Annotated in this window: 14 protein-coding genes; 13 read left to right on the forward strand and 1 reads right to left on the reverse strand. The window is 61.6% G+C overall.

Annotated elements, in window-relative coordinates:
- Positions 1-165: 165 nt before the first annotated feature.
- Entirely contained in the window at positions 166-1,863 is a 1,698-nt protein-coding gene (locus tag ACGSLL_RS04830) for a sulfatase-like hydrolase/transferase (protein WP_394503688.1), read from the reverse strand.
- Between the two features lie 388 nt (positions 1,864-2,251).
- Between ACGSLL_RS04830 and ACGSLL_RS04835 the strand changes: the two genes are divergently transcribed.
- Genes ACGSLL_RS04835 through ACGSLL_RS04895 form a run of 13 tightly spaced genes read left to right on the forward strand, consistent with a single transcriptional unit; the run spans position 2,252 to position 17,479 of the window.
- Complete coding sequence (locus ACGSLL_RS04835) at positions 2,252-3,604, forward strand: UDP-glucose dehydrogenase family protein (RefSeq protein WP_394503690.1); 1,353 nt, start codon at positions 2,252-2,254, stop codon at positions 3,602-3,604.
- Positions 3,601-4,635, forward strand: coding sequence for an NAD-dependent epimerase (locus tag ACGSLL_RS04840; RefSeq protein ID WP_394503692.1), 1,035 nt, complete (start codon positions 3,601-3,603; stop codon positions 4,633-4,635). Before ACGSLL_RS04835 ends, ACGSLL_RS04840 begins: the two co-directional genes overlap by 4 nt.
- 14 nt (positions 4,636-4,649) lie before the next feature.
- Positions 4,650-5,396, forward strand: coding sequence for a sugar transferase (locus ACGSLL_RS04845; RefSeq protein ID WP_394503694.1), 747 nt, complete (start codon positions 4,650-4,652; stop codon positions 5,394-5,396).
- Positions 5,396-6,043 carry a CpsD/CapB family tyrosine-protein kinase gene (locus tag ACGSLL_RS04850; protein WP_208937924.1) on the forward strand — a complete coding sequence of 216 codons (648 nt, stop codon included), beginning with the start codon at positions 5,396-5,398 and terminating at the stop codon, positions 6,041-6,043. The genes ACGSLL_RS04845 and ACGSLL_RS04850 overlap by 1 nt, the downstream gene beginning before the upstream one ends.
- 21 nt (positions 6,044-6,064) lie before the next feature.
- On the forward strand, positions 6,065-7,087 hold the full coding sequence (locus ACGSLL_RS04855; RefSeq protein ID WP_394503697.1) for a polysaccharide biosynthesis/export family protein: 1,023 nt from the start codon (positions 6,065-6,067) through the stop codon (positions 7,085-7,087).
- A gap of 16 nt (positions 7,088-7,103) precedes the next feature.
- A complete protein-coding gene (locus ACGSLL_RS04860) occupies positions 7,104-8,696 on the forward strand; it encodes a GumC family protein (RefSeq protein WP_394503699.1) in 1,593 nt (530 codons plus the stop codon).
- Positions 8,697-8,731: 35 nt separating this feature from the next.
- Positions 8,732-9,784: a glycosyltransferase family 4 protein gene (locus tag ACGSLL_RS04865; RefSeq protein ID WP_394503820.1), complete on the forward strand. Its 1,053-nt coding sequence runs from the start codon at positions 8,732-8,734 to the stop codon at positions 9,782-9,784.
- Entirely contained in the window at positions 9,781-11,151 is a 1,371-nt protein-coding gene (locus ACGSLL_RS04870) for an O-antigen ligase family protein (protein WP_394503701.1), read from the forward strand. Before ACGSLL_RS04865 ends, ACGSLL_RS04870 begins: the two co-directional genes overlap by 4 nt.
- Positions 11,148-12,116 (forward strand): glycosyltransferase, encoded by a 969-nt coding sequence (locus ACGSLL_RS04875; protein ID WP_394503703.1) that lies wholly within the window; start codon positions 11,148-11,150, stop codon positions 12,114-12,116. The genes ACGSLL_RS04870 and ACGSLL_RS04875 overlap by 4 nt, the downstream gene beginning before the upstream one ends.
- Positions 12,109-13,245 carry a glycosyltransferase gene (locus ACGSLL_RS04880; RefSeq protein ID WP_394503705.1) on the forward strand — a complete coding sequence of 379 codons (1,137 nt, stop codon included), beginning with the start codon at positions 12,109-12,111 and terminating at the stop codon, positions 13,243-13,245. The genes ACGSLL_RS04875 and ACGSLL_RS04880 overlap by 8 nt, the downstream gene beginning before the upstream one ends.
- A gap of 15 nt (positions 13,246-13,260) precedes the next feature.
- On the forward strand, positions 13,261-14,262 hold the full coding sequence (locus ACGSLL_RS04885; RefSeq protein ID WP_394503707.1) for a polysaccharide deacetylase family protein: 1,002 nt from the start codon (positions 13,261-13,263) through the stop codon (positions 14,260-14,262).
- Positions 14,259-15,563: an oligosaccharide flippase family protein gene (locus tag ACGSLL_RS04890; protein ID WP_394503709.1), complete on the forward strand. Its 1,305-nt coding sequence runs from the start codon at positions 14,259-14,261 to the stop codon at positions 15,561-15,563. Before ACGSLL_RS04885 ends, ACGSLL_RS04890 begins: the two co-directional genes overlap by 4 nt.
- Positions 15,560-17,479: a hypothetical protein gene (locus ACGSLL_RS04895; protein WP_394503711.1), complete on the forward strand. Its 1,920-nt coding sequence runs from the start codon at positions 15,560-15,562 to the stop codon at positions 17,477-17,479. The genes ACGSLL_RS04890 and ACGSLL_RS04895 overlap by 4 nt, the downstream gene beginning before the upstream one ends.
- Positions 17,480-17,495 lie beyond the last annotated feature (16 nt).

The raw sequence follows: 17,495 nt of genomic DNA on the forward strand, positions 1-17,495 counted from the left end.
CCCTCTCCCTCCGGGAGAGGGCTAGGGTGAGGGGCTTTTGATTTTCGAACGGGTGCCAGACATCATCCGGTCATCCAAGCGGCATCTACTCCCGGCCCAGTGGTCCACGCTTTCCCTGTAGGAGCTTGCCTGCAAGCGATGAGGCCAGCCCAGCCAACCCGAATCTCACTGCCCTGCCGCTACGCTGGCAGGCGCCTGCCCCGGAGTGACAATGCTGCCCAGATCAATATGTTTCCACTCGGGCTTGGCCCCCAACCGCGCATTGAACCGGTAGTTAAAAGTGAAGTCATCGGCGGTCGGCGCACTCAGCGGCTTGCCATACACCGCCTCGATCCCCGCCAGGTCATACCCCATCAACTGCAACAGCGTCGGGAAGATGTTGTAGTGGCTGGAGCGATCCTTGTTCGCCGCCAGTTGCGCCGACCAGTCCAGGGTCTTCAGTTTGCTGCCGGAAATCACCACCAGCGGCACCAGCCCCTCCTCCTCCACCGGGTCGCCGCCGCAGTGAGTGTTCAAGCCGGGATTGCCCCGTTCGTGCAGATCCTGGCCATGATCGGAGGTATAGATCAGCAGCGCGTTGTCGAGCTTCGCTTGGGCAAACACGCGCGCAAAGAACTCACCAACATTCCACAGCACCGTGTTCTTGTAGGCGTTGCGGTACAAAACCCAGTCATCCGGCTGACCATTGAAACCTGTCCGCTCGCCAGTGTCGGCGACTTCGGTGAACTGCCCGCGTGGCAAGGTCGGCCGGTAAGCCATGAACGCGTCGGGGTATTTGTCATGCACCGGAAAATGCGCGCCAACCTTGTTGATCACCACCAGCTCTGGCGTGTCATCGTTGAGCAGTTCAATAAGCTTCGCCGCCGCCGCCATGTCGCGGTCGCGCACGCTGGTCTGGTCGAATTGCACGAACAGATCGATGTCGTTTTTTTCGCTCGCGGTCATCAGGTTCTGCAGGTTGCCGCCGGTGCGCTGGCTGTCGATATACACCGTGCGCAGCCCGGCGCTTTTCGCGTACTGCCAGATCGACGGCAGCGTGCTGTTGATGCGCATGTAATCGCTGCGGGTGCCGCCGTAGCGCAGGGTGACATTGGTGTCGGCGCTGCAATTGGCGATGGACGCGGCATAGCCGTAATTAAAGATGTCGACGCCGGTCGGTGCCTGCTTGAGGTTGCTGTGCACGCCAAACGGCGCATTGATGTCCAGGTAATTGCCGGAAATGCTTTCGTCGATGATCAGCACGATGTCGTGGGCAACGGCAGGCGCGCTGCGCGCAAGGGTGACTTGTTCACGCGGGCCGACATTGTTGTGCAGCGCTTCGTAGGCAAACAGGTTCAGATAGGCCAGCGGCGTGTACGGGATCGGCAAACCGCGAGCGCCCTCACCCGCGCGCAGAAAAAGCAATGCACTGAGCATCAGCACACCCGCGAACGGCGCCGCCACTCGCCACGCGTTTGGTATGACCAGCGCATGCCGTGGCTTCAGCCCGATGCCGAACAGCAGCAATAACCCGCCGAGCACGCTACGCAGGATCGCCTCGCGATACTGGTACGCCGCTTCCTGAATGAAGCCACCGGAATACACCAGCGAGACGAAATCGCTGTACCTCAGGTAGTCAGCGGTGACGCGGGTATATACATCAAAGAAAACCGCCGAAACAAACATCGTCAATGCGAATGCATGACGGATGAGTGCCTGTCTTACATAGGCCGTTAAATATAAGAAAAAAGTCAGCGCCAAAAACATCGCGCCAAAAAAAAGCACATTAAAACTCCAGCCGATAGCATTTAACCGATCAATGTAATAACCGGAAAAAAGCAACAACCAGGCAATTAACAGCAGTTCTTTGGCAAATCTGATCATGGCGATACCGGTCGTCCGAAATGGCTAAATGTCAAAGGTTTGTCAGCCGGAACCTGACACTAGCACCCGGCCATCAAAGCGCAAGAAATGACTGATAGCCGGATTAAGCGTCAAAAAAACGGTGACTCAAATCTGACACAGGTAATGCGCTACAGGCCTTTAAAATAGCGGCTTACGACCGTTTATCGCTTATTTGAATTCTGAACAAATCTGCACCAACGAAACAATTTCAATGGCAGCAATGACTTGATGGCCAATCGCCAAAAACGCCTCAAGTGTTATACCCGCGCAACATGTCATTTTGCTGACACGTTTTTCAAACAGTGCGCTATACCCCTTTAACGATCTCATTTCGTAGTTAACTTTCTGGTTTTATCGAGGTGCGCAGATGGACGTGAGCGTATTTGGCACGGGCTATGTTGGACTTATACAAGCCGCCGCACTTGCAGATGTTGGTCATCGGGTTTTATGCATTGACATTGACCCCAACAAGATCAGACAACTGCAACAAGCAGTACCGCCGATCAGTGAGCCTGGGTTATCCGCCACGCTGGAAGAAAACATCAAGGCCGGGCGCCTGCTGTTCAGCACCCAGGCCAGCGATGCGGTTGAACATGCCGAGCTGATTTTCATCGCCGTGGGCACCCCGGCTGATGAAGACGGTTCCGCTGATCTTAGCCATGTGCTCAATGTCGCCCGGCAGATCGCCGGCTTCATGGAGGCTGATCGCACTTTGATCATCAAGTCGACGGTGCCAGTCGGCACGGCGGATCAAGTCCTCGCCACCGCCAACAGCGAGTTGCTGCGGCGCGGCAAGACCGGGCTAGCGGTGCGCGTGGTCTCCAACCCTGAATTTCTCAAGGAAGGCAGCGCCCTCGCCGACTGCATGCGCCCGGACCGGATCATCGTCGGCACCCGCGACGACGAAGCCCGTGAGCAAATGAGCGAGTTGTACGCGCCGTTCTGCCGCAACCACGAAAAACTGATGTTCATGGACAACCGCAGCGCCGAGCTGACCAAGTACGCAGCCAACGCAATGCTCGCCACGCGCATCAGTTTCATGAACGAGCTGGCCAACCTCACCGAACTGCTCGGCGCCGACATCGAAGCCGTGCGCAAAGGCATCGGCTCTGATCCGCGCATCGGCTACCACTTCATTTATCCCGGTTGCGGCTTCGGCGGTTCGTGCTTCCCCAAGGACCTGCGCGCCCTGCTGCACACTGCCGAACACAACGGCATGCCGCTGAAACTGCTGCGCAGCGTCACCGACGTCAACGACAGCCAGCGGCACATCCTCTTCAGCAAACTCAAAGCGCAATTTCCTCAAGGCCTGGCCGGCAAGTCGATCGCGGTTTGGGGCCTCGCGTTCAAGCCCAACACCGACGACATGCGTGAAGCACCCAGCCGTTACCTGATGGATGCGCTGTGGGCCGAAGGCGCCAGCGTTCAGGCCTACGACCCGGAAGCGATGTCCGAATGCCGCCGCCTCTATGGCTATCGCAACGACCTGCATCTGTGTGCGACTCGCGACGACACCCTCGAAGATGCCGACGCCCTGGTGATCTGCACCGAGTGGAAAAACTTTCGTGTGGTCGACTTCGAACTGCTCGCCGACAAGCTGCGTTCGAAGGTAATCATCGACGGGCGCAATCTGTACAACCCGGAACAAGTGGCGGCTGCCGGTCTGCACTACAGCGGCATCGGTCTGCGCCACATCGCTCCTGAAGGGCTGCGGCCATGAAGGTGCTGGTGACCGGAGCGGCCGGTTTCATCGGTGCCCACTGCGTGCTGCGCCTGCTGCGCGACGGGCACACGGTGGTTGGCCTGGACAATTTCAATCACTACTACGATCCGCAGCTGAAACAGGATCGCGTGCAGTGGGTGCGCGAACAAGTCGGCGATTTCCAACTGGCGACGGTCGATCTGGCGCACGCTTCGGCCATCGATGCGTTGTTTGCCCGCGAGCAGCCACAAGTGGTGATTCATCTGGCGGCGCAGGCCGGTGTGCGTTATTCGCTGGATAACCCACGCGCCTACCTGGACAGCAACCTCAACGGTTTTCTGAACATTCTGGAAAGCTGCCGGCATCATCCGGTCGAGCATCTGATCTACGCCTCGTCGAGTTCGGTGTACGGCGGCAATCAGCACACGCCCTACTCGGTCAAGGATGGCGTCAACCATCCACTGTCGCTGTACGCCGCGACCAAGAAAGCCAACGAGCTGATGGCGCACAGCTACAGCCATCTGTTCGGCATTCCCTGCACCGGCCTGCGCTTTTTCACGGTTTATGGGCCTTGGGGCCGGCCGGACATGTCGCCGATCCAGTTCGCCAAAGCGATCAGCGAAGGCACGCCGCTGAAGTTGTTCAACTATGGCGAGCACCAGCGCGATTTCACCTACATCGACGACATCATCGAGAGCATCGCACGCCTCATCGATCAGCCCCCGCAAGCCAATCCGCAGTGGGATCGCGAACAACCCGATCCGGCCACCAGCATGGCGCCGTGGCGGCTGTTCAACATCGGCGGGCAGCAACCGGTCGCGCTGAAAACCTACCTGGCCCTGATGGAAAAACACCTCGGCCAACAAGCCATTGTCGAGCTGCTGCCGCTGCAACCGGGCGACGTGCTCAACACCTGCGCCGAGGCCAGCGATCTGGCCCAGGCCACCGGGTTCCAGCCCCGCATCGAGCTGGACGAAGGGCTGGGGCGATTTATCGCCTGGTTTCGCGGCTACTACCCCAATGCCCGTGCGCCGCTTGCGGCTGAATGAATGCGGAGGACCTCATGACTGGACATGAAAAAAGTGTGGCGATTGCGCAGATGCGCCCCGACAAGCGCGTCGATCCTGAACATCGCATGCGCCTAGACGCGGCGATTCACCGCCAGGGCCGTGGCTGGCTCAGCGGCCGTGACGGCGGTCGGCCGTGGCAGTTGTCGCGGACCAATCGGGTGGTCGCGTGCTTCGGCGCGCTGCTGATTTTGCTGCTGATTTCGCCGCTGCTGCTGGGCCTGGCGCTGGCGATCAAGTTCACCAGCCCGGGCCCGGTGATGTTCGTGCAAAAGCGCACCGGTTATCGCGGCCGCAAGTTCGGCATGTACAAGTTCCGCACCATGGTCAGCAACGCCGAAGAACTCAAGGAATCGCTGCGTCACCTGAACAAACACGGGGCCGACGCCATCGATTTCAAGATCGACAAGGACCCGCGCGTCACCGGCATCGGCGCATTCTTGCGGCGCACCAGCCTTGATGAGTTGCCCAACCTGATCAACGTGGTGACCGGTGACATGCGCCTGGTCGGTCCTCGCCCGACCTCGTTCAACACCTATCGCTACAAGGACAATCATCTCGCACGTCTGAGCATCTACCCCGGCATGACCGGCCTGTGGCAGATCTCCGGACGCAGCAATATCGACTTCGACCAGCGCGTTGAGTTGGACCTCAGCTACATCGCCGAGCAGAGCCTTCTGCTTGATCTGAAGATCCTGTTGAAAACCCCCTTCAAAGTATTCAGCGGCCACGGAGCAAGCTAATGGACGGTTCAACCAATACAAGCCTGAGCATCGCCAATCCCAGCGAATCGAACCTGACGTCGACCGTGCTGGATCTCGATCTGCGGATCCTGTTGCTGACCGCCGCCAACCCCGGCGCGGGCACCACCACCAGCGCCATGGCGCTGGCCAGCCAGCTGGCGCAAATGAGCAGCGGCCAGGTGCTGCTGGTCGATGCCAGCCAGTCGACGAGCAACCTCACCCAGCAGTTGAACCTGAGCAAGGAACGCGGCCTGCGCGACTTGCTGTTCAGCTCGGGCAACCCGCCGCTGTTGCAGGACTGCGTGGTGCAAACCTCCAGCCTGCCGTTCCATGTGCTGCCCAACGGCCGGCCGATCCGCACGCTGGAACACCTGACCGCCGAACGCCTGAGCCCGTTGCTCGACCAGTTGGGCAGCCAGTACCGCTTTGTGGTGATCGACGGCGACGCGGTGTACTCCGCCGCCGACACGCTGGTCATCAGTACGCAAGTCGATGGCGTGGTGTTTGTCGTGCGCGCCGAAGACACCCGCTGGGAAGTCGCCCAGGCCGCCGTGCAACGCCTGACCCAGGCCGGGGCGAAAGTGGTCGGTAGCGTGTTCAACCGGCGCAAGTACTACATGCCCAAATGGCTTTACAAAAACCTGTAAGCGAACGCGAAGGATGACGCCATGAACGCCAAAATGCTTGTCCTGCTGTTGCTGCCGCTTGCGGGCTGCTCCAGCACTTCCGACACCCAGAACATGCCGGTGAATATTCTCACCGCGAGCCCGGCCAACGCCCAGGCGACCGACATGCCGAAGATCGAGCAGACCCTGCGCCCGCAGGATGTGCTGGATGTGATCTTCCATATCAGCACCAGCGGCTCGGACGCCTACCGCGTGCAGTCGGGTGACCAGATCGGCCTGAACTTCACTGCCGCCAGTCAGCTCAACGGCAATCAACTGGTGCTGCCCGACGGCACCATCGAACTGCCGGGCGCCAACACCTCGGTGAAAATCGCCGGGCTGACCAGCGAAGAAGCGCGCCAGGAAATCCAGCGCGTCTATCAGCGCAAGCAACTGTTTCAGCCCAACCGCAACCAGTTGACCGTGCAGATCATCAGCCCGCTGAGCAACGAGCAGAACCTCAAAAGCGCGCTGAACCACCCGGCCACCGGCATGAGCCGCGAAATCACGGTTGGCACCGACGGCTACGCGAGTTTTCCGGAGATCGGCGCGGTGCCGCTGCAAGGCATGACCGTCAATCAGCTGGAAACCTTCCTCAACCAGAAATACGCGCAACTGCCAGGCCGGATGACCGTGGACGTGCTGCTCAAGTCCACCGCAGGCAACGAGATCTACGTGCTGGGCGAAGTCGCACAACCAGGCTCGTACCCGATCCGCCGGCCGGTCTCGGTACTTGAGGCGCTGACCCTGGCCCGTGGCACCAACGTCAAGGCACGCCTCGATTCGGTGGTGATCATGCGGCGCAACGGCAATCAAGTGAAAGCCGTGCGCTACGACGTGGAAAAGGCCTTGTCCGGCGACGCACCGCAAATCGCCTATCTGCAACCGGACGACATGCTGTACGTGCCGAAAACCAAACTGGCCAGCGCCGGCGAACTCGCCCGCCAACTGGCCGATGTGGTGCTGTTCCAGGGCGTGGGTTTCAGCTTCGGCTACCGCGTCGACAACAAAGACAGTGACAACTAACTCTCAGGTGACCGACATGAACCCAAAGGAAAACTACCTGCATGAGTTCTTCAGGATCTTCTTCGCCAACAAGCAACTGGTGAAGCGCGTCTTCCTGACCTTTGCAGTGATCGCCCTGCTTCTGCCCTTGCTGCTCAAACAGAGCTTCGATATCACCGCGCAGGTGATCGTGCAGTCGAAAAAACTCTCCCAGGGCGACGCCACCACGTCGCTGACGGTGGACAACGCCACGTTCATTCCGCCATCGCTGGCAGACATGGAAACCGAGAGCAACATCCTGCGTTCGCCGGCACTGATCCGTCAGACCATCAGCGAATTGCGCGACAAGGGCGAGTACAGCCCGCCGCCGGGCATGCTCGCCAAACTGTTGGGCGAACCGTTCAAGCGCTACGTCACCACGCCGCTGCGTGAATACGTGATCAACCCGCTGCGCAACGCGCTGGGCATGGAAACCGATCCGGTGCGTGACACCACGCTGGACGCGCTCACCCAGCAAGCCGTCGACAGCCTGAAGATCGAGACCCTGCCCGGCTCCAACGTGATCTCCATCACCTACAGCTTCCCGGACCCGCAGCAAGGCACGACGTTTGTCAGCGCTCTGTTGCAGAACTATCTGGTCAGCCGTCAGGCGCTGCAATCGATCGACCTGCCGCAGTCGTTCTACGAGACCAAAAAGCATCTCTATCAAGTACGTCTCGATGGTCTGGAAGGCAACCGCCAGGCCTTGCTGGAAAGCGTCGGCGCAGCTGATCCGAAGGAAGAAATCACTTTCCGCCTCAATGCGATCAACACCGAAGAGCAGGCGCTGAACCTGTATCAGGACCGTCTGCTGCAGAGCCAGCGTTGGCTCGAATACCTGAAAACCGCGCTGGCGGCAGCGAGCAACAACCGGCTCAACGACTACACCTTTCCCTACACCTTCACCACCACCGTCGACAACGTCGCGTTCGAAGACCGTGAGATCAAACAGATGGGCGAGCAACTGACCAGCCAGGTCAGCCGCTACATGAACGATCTGGCAGTGTTCCAGCCCGGCAGCGAACCGATGCTGCTGACCCGCGAGCAGATTGCTCGCACCCGCCAGCAGTTCCTCAAAGTGGTGAGTAACCGCATCCAGGAACGCACCGCCGATCTGGCTGTGGTGCAGCAGGTGATCGCGCAGAAAACCGCACGCATCGCCGAGTTCAAGAACCGCATCCGCGACCTGCAGCAAACGCAAAGCAAACTGCGCCAGATGGACACCGAGATCGATGCGTTGCACGCGGCGTTCTCGACGTATGCCCAGCGTTTTGCAGAAAGCAGCACCACGCGCTCGCTCAACGATGACCTGTCCAACGCGCGAGTACTGAGCCCACCGTTCGAACCGACCGAAGCGGCGTTCCCGAAACCGTTGCTGATCATCCCGTTCGGGTTGTTCACCGGTCTGCTGCTGGCGATTGCCCTGGTCTACGTGCGTGAGTTCTTCGATCACCGCTTCAAGCACCCAGCGCAAATCAGCCGTGAGCTGGGCTTGCCAGTACTGCTGGTGCTCAACGAAGAGAACAAACTGCCGAGCAACCCGCACCGCAACTGGACCGTACCGAGCTTCGTTCACTGGGTGCGCAATTGACCAGCCTCTGCACCCCGACCGCCCCGCTGCCGATCATGCATGTGCTCAGCAGCGGCGGTTTCTATGGGGCCGAGCGGATGTTGCTGGATCATTGTCTGGCAACGCCGGGACAGCATCAGGTGCTGTTTCTCGATGCGCCGCCGGCGCTGATCGAGCGCTTTCGCGAGGCCGGGGTGGATTGTCGCGGGTGTGCCGGGCTGGCTGATCTGCTGCGGCACGTGCGCCAGCGCCGCGCTGAACAACCGTTGCTCAATACGCACAATTTCAAAGGGCTGCTGTTTGGCTGGGTCGCGGCGACGCTGTTGCGCCTGCCGCTGGTGATCACTCAGCACGGCTTCACCCCGCGCAGCCGCAAGCAGAAGTTCTACACCTGGCTGAGCCTGCAACTGTGCCGCACGGCGTCCGTGGACCGGGTGGTCTGCGTGGCGGAAAGCATCGCCGCGCTGCACCGCAAGGCCAGCGTTCGCGCAGAAAAACTGCAGGTGATCCCCAATGGCTTGCCTGCCGCAGCAGCCGTGGTTCCCGAAGCTGGCCGGCAACGCTGGCTGGTCGGTTACGTCGGCCGCTTGAGCAGCGAGAAAGGCCCGGACCTGTTCCTCGACGCGGTCATCGCGCTGTGTCACCAGCATCCGCAACTGGATGCAGTGATGCTCGGCGACGGTCCGGAACACGAGGCGCTGCAGGTGCGAATCGACAACGCCGGGTTGCATATGCGCATTCGCCTGCCGGGTTACCAAACGGCGATGCAACCGTGGTGGCAGCAACTCGATGCACTGGTGATCAGCTCGCGCACCGAGGGCACGCCGATGATTCTGCTTGAAGCAATGCAGGCCGGCGTGCCGGTGGTGGCGTTCGCAGTCGGTGGCATTCCGGATGTGCTGCAGGACCGCCACAACGGACTGCTTGCGCCGCCGACCGACACCGCCGCCCTCGCCCGCCAGCTCGACACCTTACTGGCTGAACCGAAGCTGGCCGCGCAATTGCGCGACAACGCAAAACGCACACAACAGGAACGCTACGACCTCAAGGCATTGGCCGAACGCTGGTCGCAGCTGTACATCCGCACGGCACGGGAGGCACGCGCATGATTTTCCCGCTCTCGATCGTCAGTCTGTTCGCACTGGTCAGCCTTGGTTTGCTGGTCAGCCCCTGGCCCTATCTGGCGCCGGGTGCGGTGCTGGGCCTGGTGGGTTTTGCGGTGCTGTACCGCAAACCGAGCTGGGGTTTGCTCGGCATTGTCGCCCTGGTGCCGTTCGAGGGTTTCTTCAAGGACAGTTCGCTGTCGGGCAGCAAATTGATCGGCGCTTCGCTGGCGGTGATCGTCATGCTGCAACTGGCGCTGCACCAGATCCCGTCGGAACGCCTGCGCAGCAATATCTGGCGCTGCCTGATCGGCTTCATGGTTTTGTACTTCCTCAGCCTGCTCAACACCGATGACATGGGCATGTCGCTGGGGCATTTGCGCGAACTTTGCGTGGGCCTGATCCTGTTTTTCATCACCCTGTTGATCGGTCGCGAGCTGAACCTCGAACTGTTCGCACGTCTGGTGACACTCGCCGTAACCGCAACCTGTGCGATGGCAATGTTTTCGGTGAAATTCCAGGATCAGGGCCGCGCAGCCGGCCTGCTGGAAGACCCCAACGCCTTCGCCATGCTGATCGCCTTCGCAGTGCCTCTTGGTCTGCTGCTGGTAATCCGCAGCCCGAATCTGCTGCACCGTTTGTTCTGGGGCGGCTGCTGCCTGCTGTTGCTCGGCGGCATGACCAAGACCGAATCGCGCTCCGGCCTGGTGGTTCTGGCCCTGAGCCTGCTGATCGGCATCTGGCACTACCGCGCGCAACTGACGCGGATTCGGCCACGGCACCTGGGTTTCGCCATGCTCGGCGCGGCCATCGTGATTCCATTGGCGATCTACGCGATGCCAGCCGGTTACCTGGCGCGAATCCAGTCGCTGAGCATCCTCAGCGCCGGTGCCAAGGCACAGGACGAATCCCTCGGCCGTCGTGCGTCGTACATCGTCGTCGGTGGCCAGATGATTCGCGAGAACCCGTTGCTCGGCACCGGCCCCGGCACCTTCCCGCTGCATTACGCAACCACCGGTTATGCCAAGGCGTTTTCCGCCAATCGCAAGATCGGCGACCTGTACCGCCGCGCGCACAACACCTATCTGGAAATCTTCAGTGAGCTGGGCGTACCTGCCGGGCTGTTTTTCGTCGGCATGCTCGGCCTCGGTGTCTACAACCTCGTCCGGGCGCGGGCGGCCTGGCTGCTGCGCCGGGACTGGCGACAGGCTGACCTGATGACGCACCTGGGCGTGAGCTTTCTGTCGTTGACCTTGTTCCTGATGTTCCTCAGCGCGCCAAACCAGAAATACGTGTGGATCATGCTCGCGCTGACCAGCGTGCTGCGCCTCAAGGCCGAGCAGGCACCCTTGAATCCGGAGGCCCGCGCATGAGCCGCATCAGTATCGTCATTCCGATGTACAACGAGGCGCGGCACATTGGTCGCACCTTGCTGGCGGCACAAAAAGCCGCGCACGCGGCCAATGTCGAGTGCGAGCTGATCGTGGTCGACAACGGCTCAACCGATCAGGGCCCGCACATTGCCCGTCAGTTCGGCGCGACCGTGCTGAGCCTGCCGGGGCTGCTGATCGGCGCCTTGCGCAATCGCGGCACGGCGGTTGCCAGCGGTGAATGGCTGGCGTTCATCGATGCCGACGTGGAGATGCCGGAGAACTGGCTGGCACCCTTGTTCGACATCGAAGCCAGCGGCCAGGCTGACGTTTTCGGCCTGAGTCTGCACACGCCGGCCGAGGCGCCATGGTTCGCCACGGCGTGGCAGCGTCGTGCTTCGGCGCCTGCACATCAGGCCTGGCACAGCGTCGACTGGCTGCCCAGTTCCAATTTGCTGATGCGTCGCGCGTGGTTCGACAAGGTCGGTGGCTTCAACGAAACCCTGCGCACCGGCGAAGACAAGGAGTTCACCCTGCGCCTGCACAAACAGGGCGCACGCTTGCTGTCAGTCAACGACAAGGTGGCCCTGCATTGGGGCTACGAAATGAACTGGCGCGAATGGATGGGCAAGGAAATGTGGCGTCAGGGCAGCCACCTGCAATTGCTGCGCAGCCATGGCATGAGTGTGCGCCTGCTGCGTTTTCCGGCGTTGTCGCTGCTGGTCTGGCTGCTGGACTTTCTGGCGATCTCGGCCCTGTTTGACGGTTTCCCGCACCATGCCGCAGTGATGATCGCACTGACGGTGATGCCGGGCCTGGTCCTCAGCGTGCGGCAAAGCCTCAAGCACCGCGATCCCGTCCTGACCCTGCAATTGTGGGGTTTGCATTGGCTGCGCCTGCACCTGGCCGGCGCCGCTTTCATTCTCAGTCTGTGTCAGTGGAACGCAAGGAGGCCTGCCCGTGGCTGAAGTCATTTTCTGGATGTGCCTGTTGCTGCCGGTGTACGCCTATATCGGCTATCCGTTGCTGCTGACGCTGCTCGCACCGCTGTTCCCGGCATGGCGGCATGCGCCGGCGCCGCCACTGAATGTCAGCATCGTGATTGCTGCGCACAACGAGGCGCGGCACATCGAGCACAAGTTGCGCACGCTGCTGGCGCAGGATTATCAGCCGGCTGCGTTGCAGATCATCCTGGCCAGCGATGGCTCGACCGACGACACCGTGGCCTGCGCGCAAAAGGTGGTCGACCCACGCATTACCGTGCTCGACCTGCCGCGCCAGGGCAAAGCCGCGACGCTGAACGCCGGCGCAGCGCTGAGCACGGGTGATATTCTGGTGTTCACCGATGCCGACAACCAGTGGTCACGCGACACCCTCGGCCATTTGCTTGCGCCGCTGAGTGATCCGCAGGTTGGCGCGTGTGCCGGGCACATGGTGATTCCGGTTACCGGCGGTGGCTTGAGCGTGGGCGACAGCCTGTATCGCCATTACGAAGGCTGGTTGCGCCGGGTGGAGAACCGCACCGGTTGCATGGTCTCCGCCGACGGCGCCCTGCTCGCTTTGCGTCGGGAGCTGTTTCAGAACGTGCCGGCCGAGGTCAACGACGATTTTTTTATCAGCACCTGTGCACCGGTGGCACGTAAACGCATCGTCTATGTGCCCGAAGCGCAGGTGATCGACCACGGCGTGGATGAAGCGGACAAGCAATTCCGTCGGCGCCAGCGCGTCACCGTCGGAGGCCTGCAAAGCCTGGCGCAGCGCAGCGAGCTGCTCAATCCGTTCAAGCATGGCCTGTATTCGCTGGCGCTGATCAGCCACAAACTGATCCGCCGCCTGGCACCGATCCTCCTGCTGCCGTTGCTGTTGAGCAATTTCTGGCTGTGGCAGGAACACGGCTTTTATCGCCTGAGCCTGATCGCGCAACTGTTCGGCTACGCGATAGCGATTGCCGGGTTGCTCGATGCTCAGCACCGTTTGCCGAAACCCTTTCGTCTCGCCGCGTTTCTGCTGGTCACCCTTGCCGGGATGAGTCTGGGCCTGTGGCAGTTCCTGCGCGGCCAGCGGTATGCGCAGTGGAATCCGGAACAGAACCGTTAAGAGAGGGCTGAGGCGATGGCGATCAAACAACTGCTCAAACGCACCAGTGGCTGGCTCTATCTGCATTCGCCAGTAGGCCGCAACCAGTTGCAGGGAGCCGGGGTGATTCTGATGTTGCACCGCGTGCTGGGCAACGACCGCGCCGCCGACCTGCCGCATCGCAACGAATTGTGTGTGGGGCCGAAAGCCTTCGAGCATTTGCTGGTGTGGCTGCGCAAGCATTTCGATTGCGTACCGCTGATGGAGATTCTTCAGCCCAACTCACTGCGCACCGAGCGCCCGCGCGTGGCGCTGACCTTCGACGACGGTTGGCGCGACAACGCCGTCAATGCGTTCCCGCTGCTGCAAAAACATCAAGTGCCGGCGAGCATTTTCCTCTCCACCGATTTCATCGGCAGCCGTCAGCGTTTCTGGTGGGAAGCTGTCGGTGAAACCTTGTGGGGCAGCCATGGCGACAAGGCGCGGATGCACCTGATTGAATGCCTGCATGCCACGCACCATCCGCTGCCGGTGCTGCTCGATGACATCGACGTCGAGCGCCGCAGCCTGACGCTGTTGCATTACCTGCAAGGATTGAAGGCGCTTGCGCCGCAAGAACTCGAACGCCTGACTGACCAATGCCCGCAGGAATCGCAACCGCAGGCATTGGACTGGCATCAGGTGCGGGCGCTGGAGGCCAGTGGCCTGGTGCGCTTCGGCCCGCACGGCGCCAGCCACGCGATCCTCACCGGCCTGGACGATGTGCGCCTGAGCGAAGAAATCAGCCGCAGCCGCGATGCCTTGCACAATGGCTGCAACCGGCCGCTGCCGGTGTATTGCTACCCCAACGGCGACAACGACGAACGCGTGCGCGAACAGGTCGCCAATCACGATTATCCGTTTGCGCTCGGCACCGGCACCGGCATTTATCGCGGCGAAGGCGAGCCGCTCAATCTGCCGCGTTTCGGCGTCAGCCAGCGCAGCGCGCGTAACCCGCAATTGCTGTCGTGGCGAATCTTTCGGGGGACGCGGCCATGAGTCGCGGCCACTACCTCAAGCATCTGGCGCTGAGCATGGGCACCAAACTGGCGATGATTGCCCTGCGTTTGCTGCGCAACGTACTGCTGGCGCGGATTCTCGGACCGAGCGAGCGCGGCCTGTTCGCCTTGCTCAGTACCTTGCCGGACCTGATCAGCGCGGCGACCAGTGGCGGGCTGAATTCGGCGGTCGGTTATCAGGCAGCCAAGCAACGGCCGATGGGCCTGTTGCTCAGTCAGGTATTGGTGTTCGGTTGCCTGTTGGCGGGGTTGTTGACCTTGCTGGTGGTGGCGCTGGTGCGTGAATTCGGCAGCGAACTGGACGTGACGATGCAACTAGGGCTGCTCGCCTGGCTGCTGCTGCTGGCCGTGCCGCTGACGGTGTTGAAAAGCGGCCTGCTGACCCTGCACAACGCTTCGGGCGGCGTGGTCGCGTTCAACGTCTTGCGACTGATCGAGTCGCTGGCGCCGCTGCTGTTGTTCGTCGCGCTGTTCTGGATGTGGCAAAGCGCGGCGCTGGAGGCGGCGCTGATCAGTTGGCTGGCCGGGATCAGTCTGGTGGTGCTGGCCGGCTGGGTCTGGCTCAAGCGCGCACAACCGCTGCAGTTGCAATGGGATCGCGCCAGCCAGAACGAACTGCTGCGCTACAGCGCGCGCAGCCATCCAGATCTGCTGTTCCAGCAGGTCATCCTGCGTTCGGATTATCTGTTCATCGGCGCCCTGCTCGGCAGTACCGCACTGGGTCATTACGCCATGGCCAGCGCGGCCGCCGAATTGCTGTTGATCGTCCCCGAAGCGGTCACCACGCCGCTGATGAAACGCCTGCTGCAACAGGACGAAGGCATGGACAAGGTCACGCCGCTGGCGCTGCGGCTGACCGCGACGGTGATGCTCGGCGCTTGCCTGAGCATGGCGCTGATCGGCGAATGGTTGATCGTCACCCTGTTCGGCGCGGCTTATCAACCGGCCTATCCGGCGCTGCTGGCGCTGCTGCCGGGGCTGCTGGGCCTGTGCTATGCAAGCATTCTGCGCCTGGACCTGCTGGGCAAAAACCGCCCCGGCACGGTGTCGTTGCTGATGGGCCTGGGCGCGCTGTTGAATCTGGCGCTGAACCTGGTGTTGATTCCGGCGTACGGCATCGTCGGCGCGGCAGCCGCCTCGTCGATTGCTTATCTGGCGGTGACCGTGGCGATGCTGGTGTTGTATTGCCGTTTGAGCGGCGTGCCGTTCTGGCAGACGCTGATCATCCTGCCGCGCGACGTTCTGCCAATGTGGCTGATGCTGCAACGGAGGACGGCATGAGGCATCTGGCCCTGCTGTTCGGCCTCGGTCTGTCGCTGGACGCGTTTGCCGCGTCGATGCGCTGGGGTGAAATCCGCGACGGCAGTCTCTATTTGCAAACCGATCGCCCCGACACGTTGACCGTACGCTGGACGCCGGCGTGGCAGGCTGACGCCAACGAAGAACATCTGTATCTGCTGGACGGTCAGGGCAAGTTGCAGGCCGATCGTTTGATCAAGGCCAGCGAGGTACGGGGCACGCAGAGCTGGCCTTTAGTGCCCGGCGCGGCCAGTTATCGGCTGGAGATTCCCGGCTACAGCTTCCGCCATTATCGCGTCGAGCACGACGAACGTACCGTCGCGCTGTTCGCCCCGGCCAAGGTGCATTTCAGTGCCGAAACCCATGGCGGCGATGTGTTGTATTTCAAAGTCGCCGCGGGTGAACGCGCAGTGCTCGCCGGCAAGTTTCACGGTGGCGTCAGCAGCTTGCAGGCGCAGCGTATCGGTGACCAGCAGACCCTGACACTGGCGCTCAAACCCTATCGTGCCTATTGGCAGTTCGATCAACTGGCATTGCCGGTCAGCCCCCGCGAACAGGTCTGGCGCTTGAGCCTGCAAGGCAGCGGCAAAGCGGCGTTCTGGCTTGATGGCACGGCCAATCTGTTCGCGCAGAATCCACAACAACTGCAACCGCTGCGTGAAGAGCCGGGGCAGACGCGGCTGGTGCTGCACGACACAATTGTCGGGCGCACGCCGGATCTGGGCATCGCCCTGCCCTACGTGATGCCGCCGACCGCCAGCCACGCCGCCCTCGATGCGCTGCAACCGACGGCGGCGAGTTACTACAGTTTTGTCGACGTCACGGCGAAAAATCCGCAGTTTGAAAACGCCTTCCGCCGGGTTTATCAGGAGCGTTTCGGCATCCGTCAGGACATCACCCTGCTGGCGGGCAGTCAGCGCCAGGCTGATTTGCGCGCCGATGGGCAAAGCACCAGCGGCCTTGATGCATGGCTGACCGCGACCCGCGCACTCGGCGGCAACGGCACGCATTACATTGGGTTTGCCGACGAGCCCAACCTCAACTATTCGAACTACGCGCAGTATCAGGCGATTTTCGCCAGCATGGCGCGCCAGGTGCGCAGCGATCCGGCGAATGCCGCAGCCGGCGTGCGCATTGCCATGCCGGCCAGCTCGCGGCTGGTCAACGGGCCGTTTGCCGAGAACGCCGCAGACAAGCGCGGCATCGACTGGGCGCGGCGCTTGCTCAGCGAATCCGCCGATCAGGTCGACGCACTGGCCTGGCATGAATGGATGATTCGCGACCTGCTCGCCACCCGTGTCTACCGCGACAGCGTGCGCCGCGCCGCTGAACTGGTCGGGCTTGACGCCAAGGGTCAGCCGCGCAAGGCCTTGCTGCTCGACCAGACCAACCTGTCCAGCGGCTCCAGCCTCAGCCCTTACGATCAGGAAACCCACTATACCTCGCTGTGGTGGGCCTCGGTGGTGATCAACGCCTCGCAGGATGGCTTGCTGACCATGCTCAACTGGTTCCAGGCTGCCGATGAACCGCAGTACCCCAAAGGCATGCTGCGCGTACTCGGCGACGATCGCGTCGAGTTGAAACCGGTGGGCCTGGCGCAACAATTCATTGCACAGCACTGGCTGCGGCAAGTGCTGCAACTGGACAACGACGCCTTTGAAGTCGATGTGCTGGCGATGGCCGATGACGCGCAGCGTAGCCTGCTCGGCGTGAACAAAGGCACGCGCCTGCAACGCGTCGATCTGAGCGGCGCCAGGTGCCCGCTGAACAAGGGCGCCCTGCGTTATTTCGGCGCCGACAATCGCAGCCGCGACGCACCGTTTGCCTGTGAAAACGGGCGCGTGCGTTTCGAATTGCCGGGGCAGACCCTGTTTGCCCTGAACTGGAGCGCTTCATGAGCCGCCCTTTGATGCT

The organism is Pseudomonas retamae (assembly GCF_043496865.1).
GTDB lineage: Bacteria > Pseudomonadota > Gammaproteobacteria > Pseudomonadales > Pseudomonadaceae > Aquipseudomonas > Aquipseudomonas retamae.

What these genes read in the sequence shown, in the direction of transcription:
- ACGSLL_RS04890 (WP_394503709.1), top strand. Translation starts at nt 14,259, where the DNA reads ATGAGTCGCGGCCACTACCTCAAGCATCTGGCGCTGAGCATGGGCACC.
- ACGSLL_RS04855 (WP_394503697.1), top strand. Translation starts at nt 6,065, where the DNA reads ATGAACGCCAAAATGCTTGTCCTGCTGTTGCTGCCGCTTGCGGGCTGC.
- ACGSLL_RS04870 (WP_394503701.1), top strand. Translation starts at nt 9,781, where the DNA reads ATGATTTTCCCGCTCTCGATCGTCAGTCTGTTCGCACTGGTCAGCCTT.
- ACGSLL_RS04840 (WP_394503692.1), top strand. Translation starts at nt 3,601, where the DNA reads ATGAAGGTGCTGGTGACCGGAGCGGCCGGTTTCATCGGTGCCCACTGC.
- ACGSLL_RS04865 (WP_394503820.1), top strand. Translation starts at nt 8,732, where the DNA reads ATGCATGTGCTCAGCAGCGGCGGTTTCTATGGGGCCGAGCGGATGTTG.
- ACGSLL_RS04860 (WP_394503699.1), top strand. Translation starts at nt 7,104, where the DNA reads ATGAACCCAAAGGAAAACTACCTGCATGAGTTCTTCAGGATCTTCTTC.
- ACGSLL_RS04835 (WP_394503690.1), top strand. Translation starts at nt 2,252, where the DNA reads ATGGACGTGAGCGTATTTGGCACGGGCTATGTTGGACTTATACAAGCC.
- ACGSLL_RS04875 (WP_394503703.1), top strand. Translation starts at nt 11,148, where the DNA reads ATGAGCCGCATCAGTATCGTCATTCCGATGTACAACGAGGCGCGGCAC.
- ACGSLL_RS04895 (WP_394503711.1), top strand. Translation starts at nt 15,560, where the DNA reads ATGAGGCATCTGGCCCTGCTGTTCGGCCTCGGTCTGTCGCTGGACGCG.
- ACGSLL_RS04885 (WP_394503707.1), top strand. Translation starts at nt 13,261, where the DNA reads ATGGCGATCAAACAACTGCTCAAACGCACCAGTGGCTGGCTCTATCTG.
- ACGSLL_RS04845 (WP_394503694.1), top strand. Translation starts at nt 4,650, where the DNA reads ATGACTGGACATGAAAAAAGTGTGGCGATTGCGCAGATGCGCCCCGAC.
- ACGSLL_RS04830 (WP_394503688.1), bottom strand. Translation starts at nt 1,863, where the DNA reads ATGATCAGATTTGCCAAAGAACTGCTGTTAATTGCCTGGTTGTTGCTT.
- ACGSLL_RS04850 (WP_208937924.1), top strand. Translation starts at nt 5,396, where the DNA reads ATGGACGGTTCAACCAATACAAGCCTGAGCATCGCCAATCCCAGCGAA.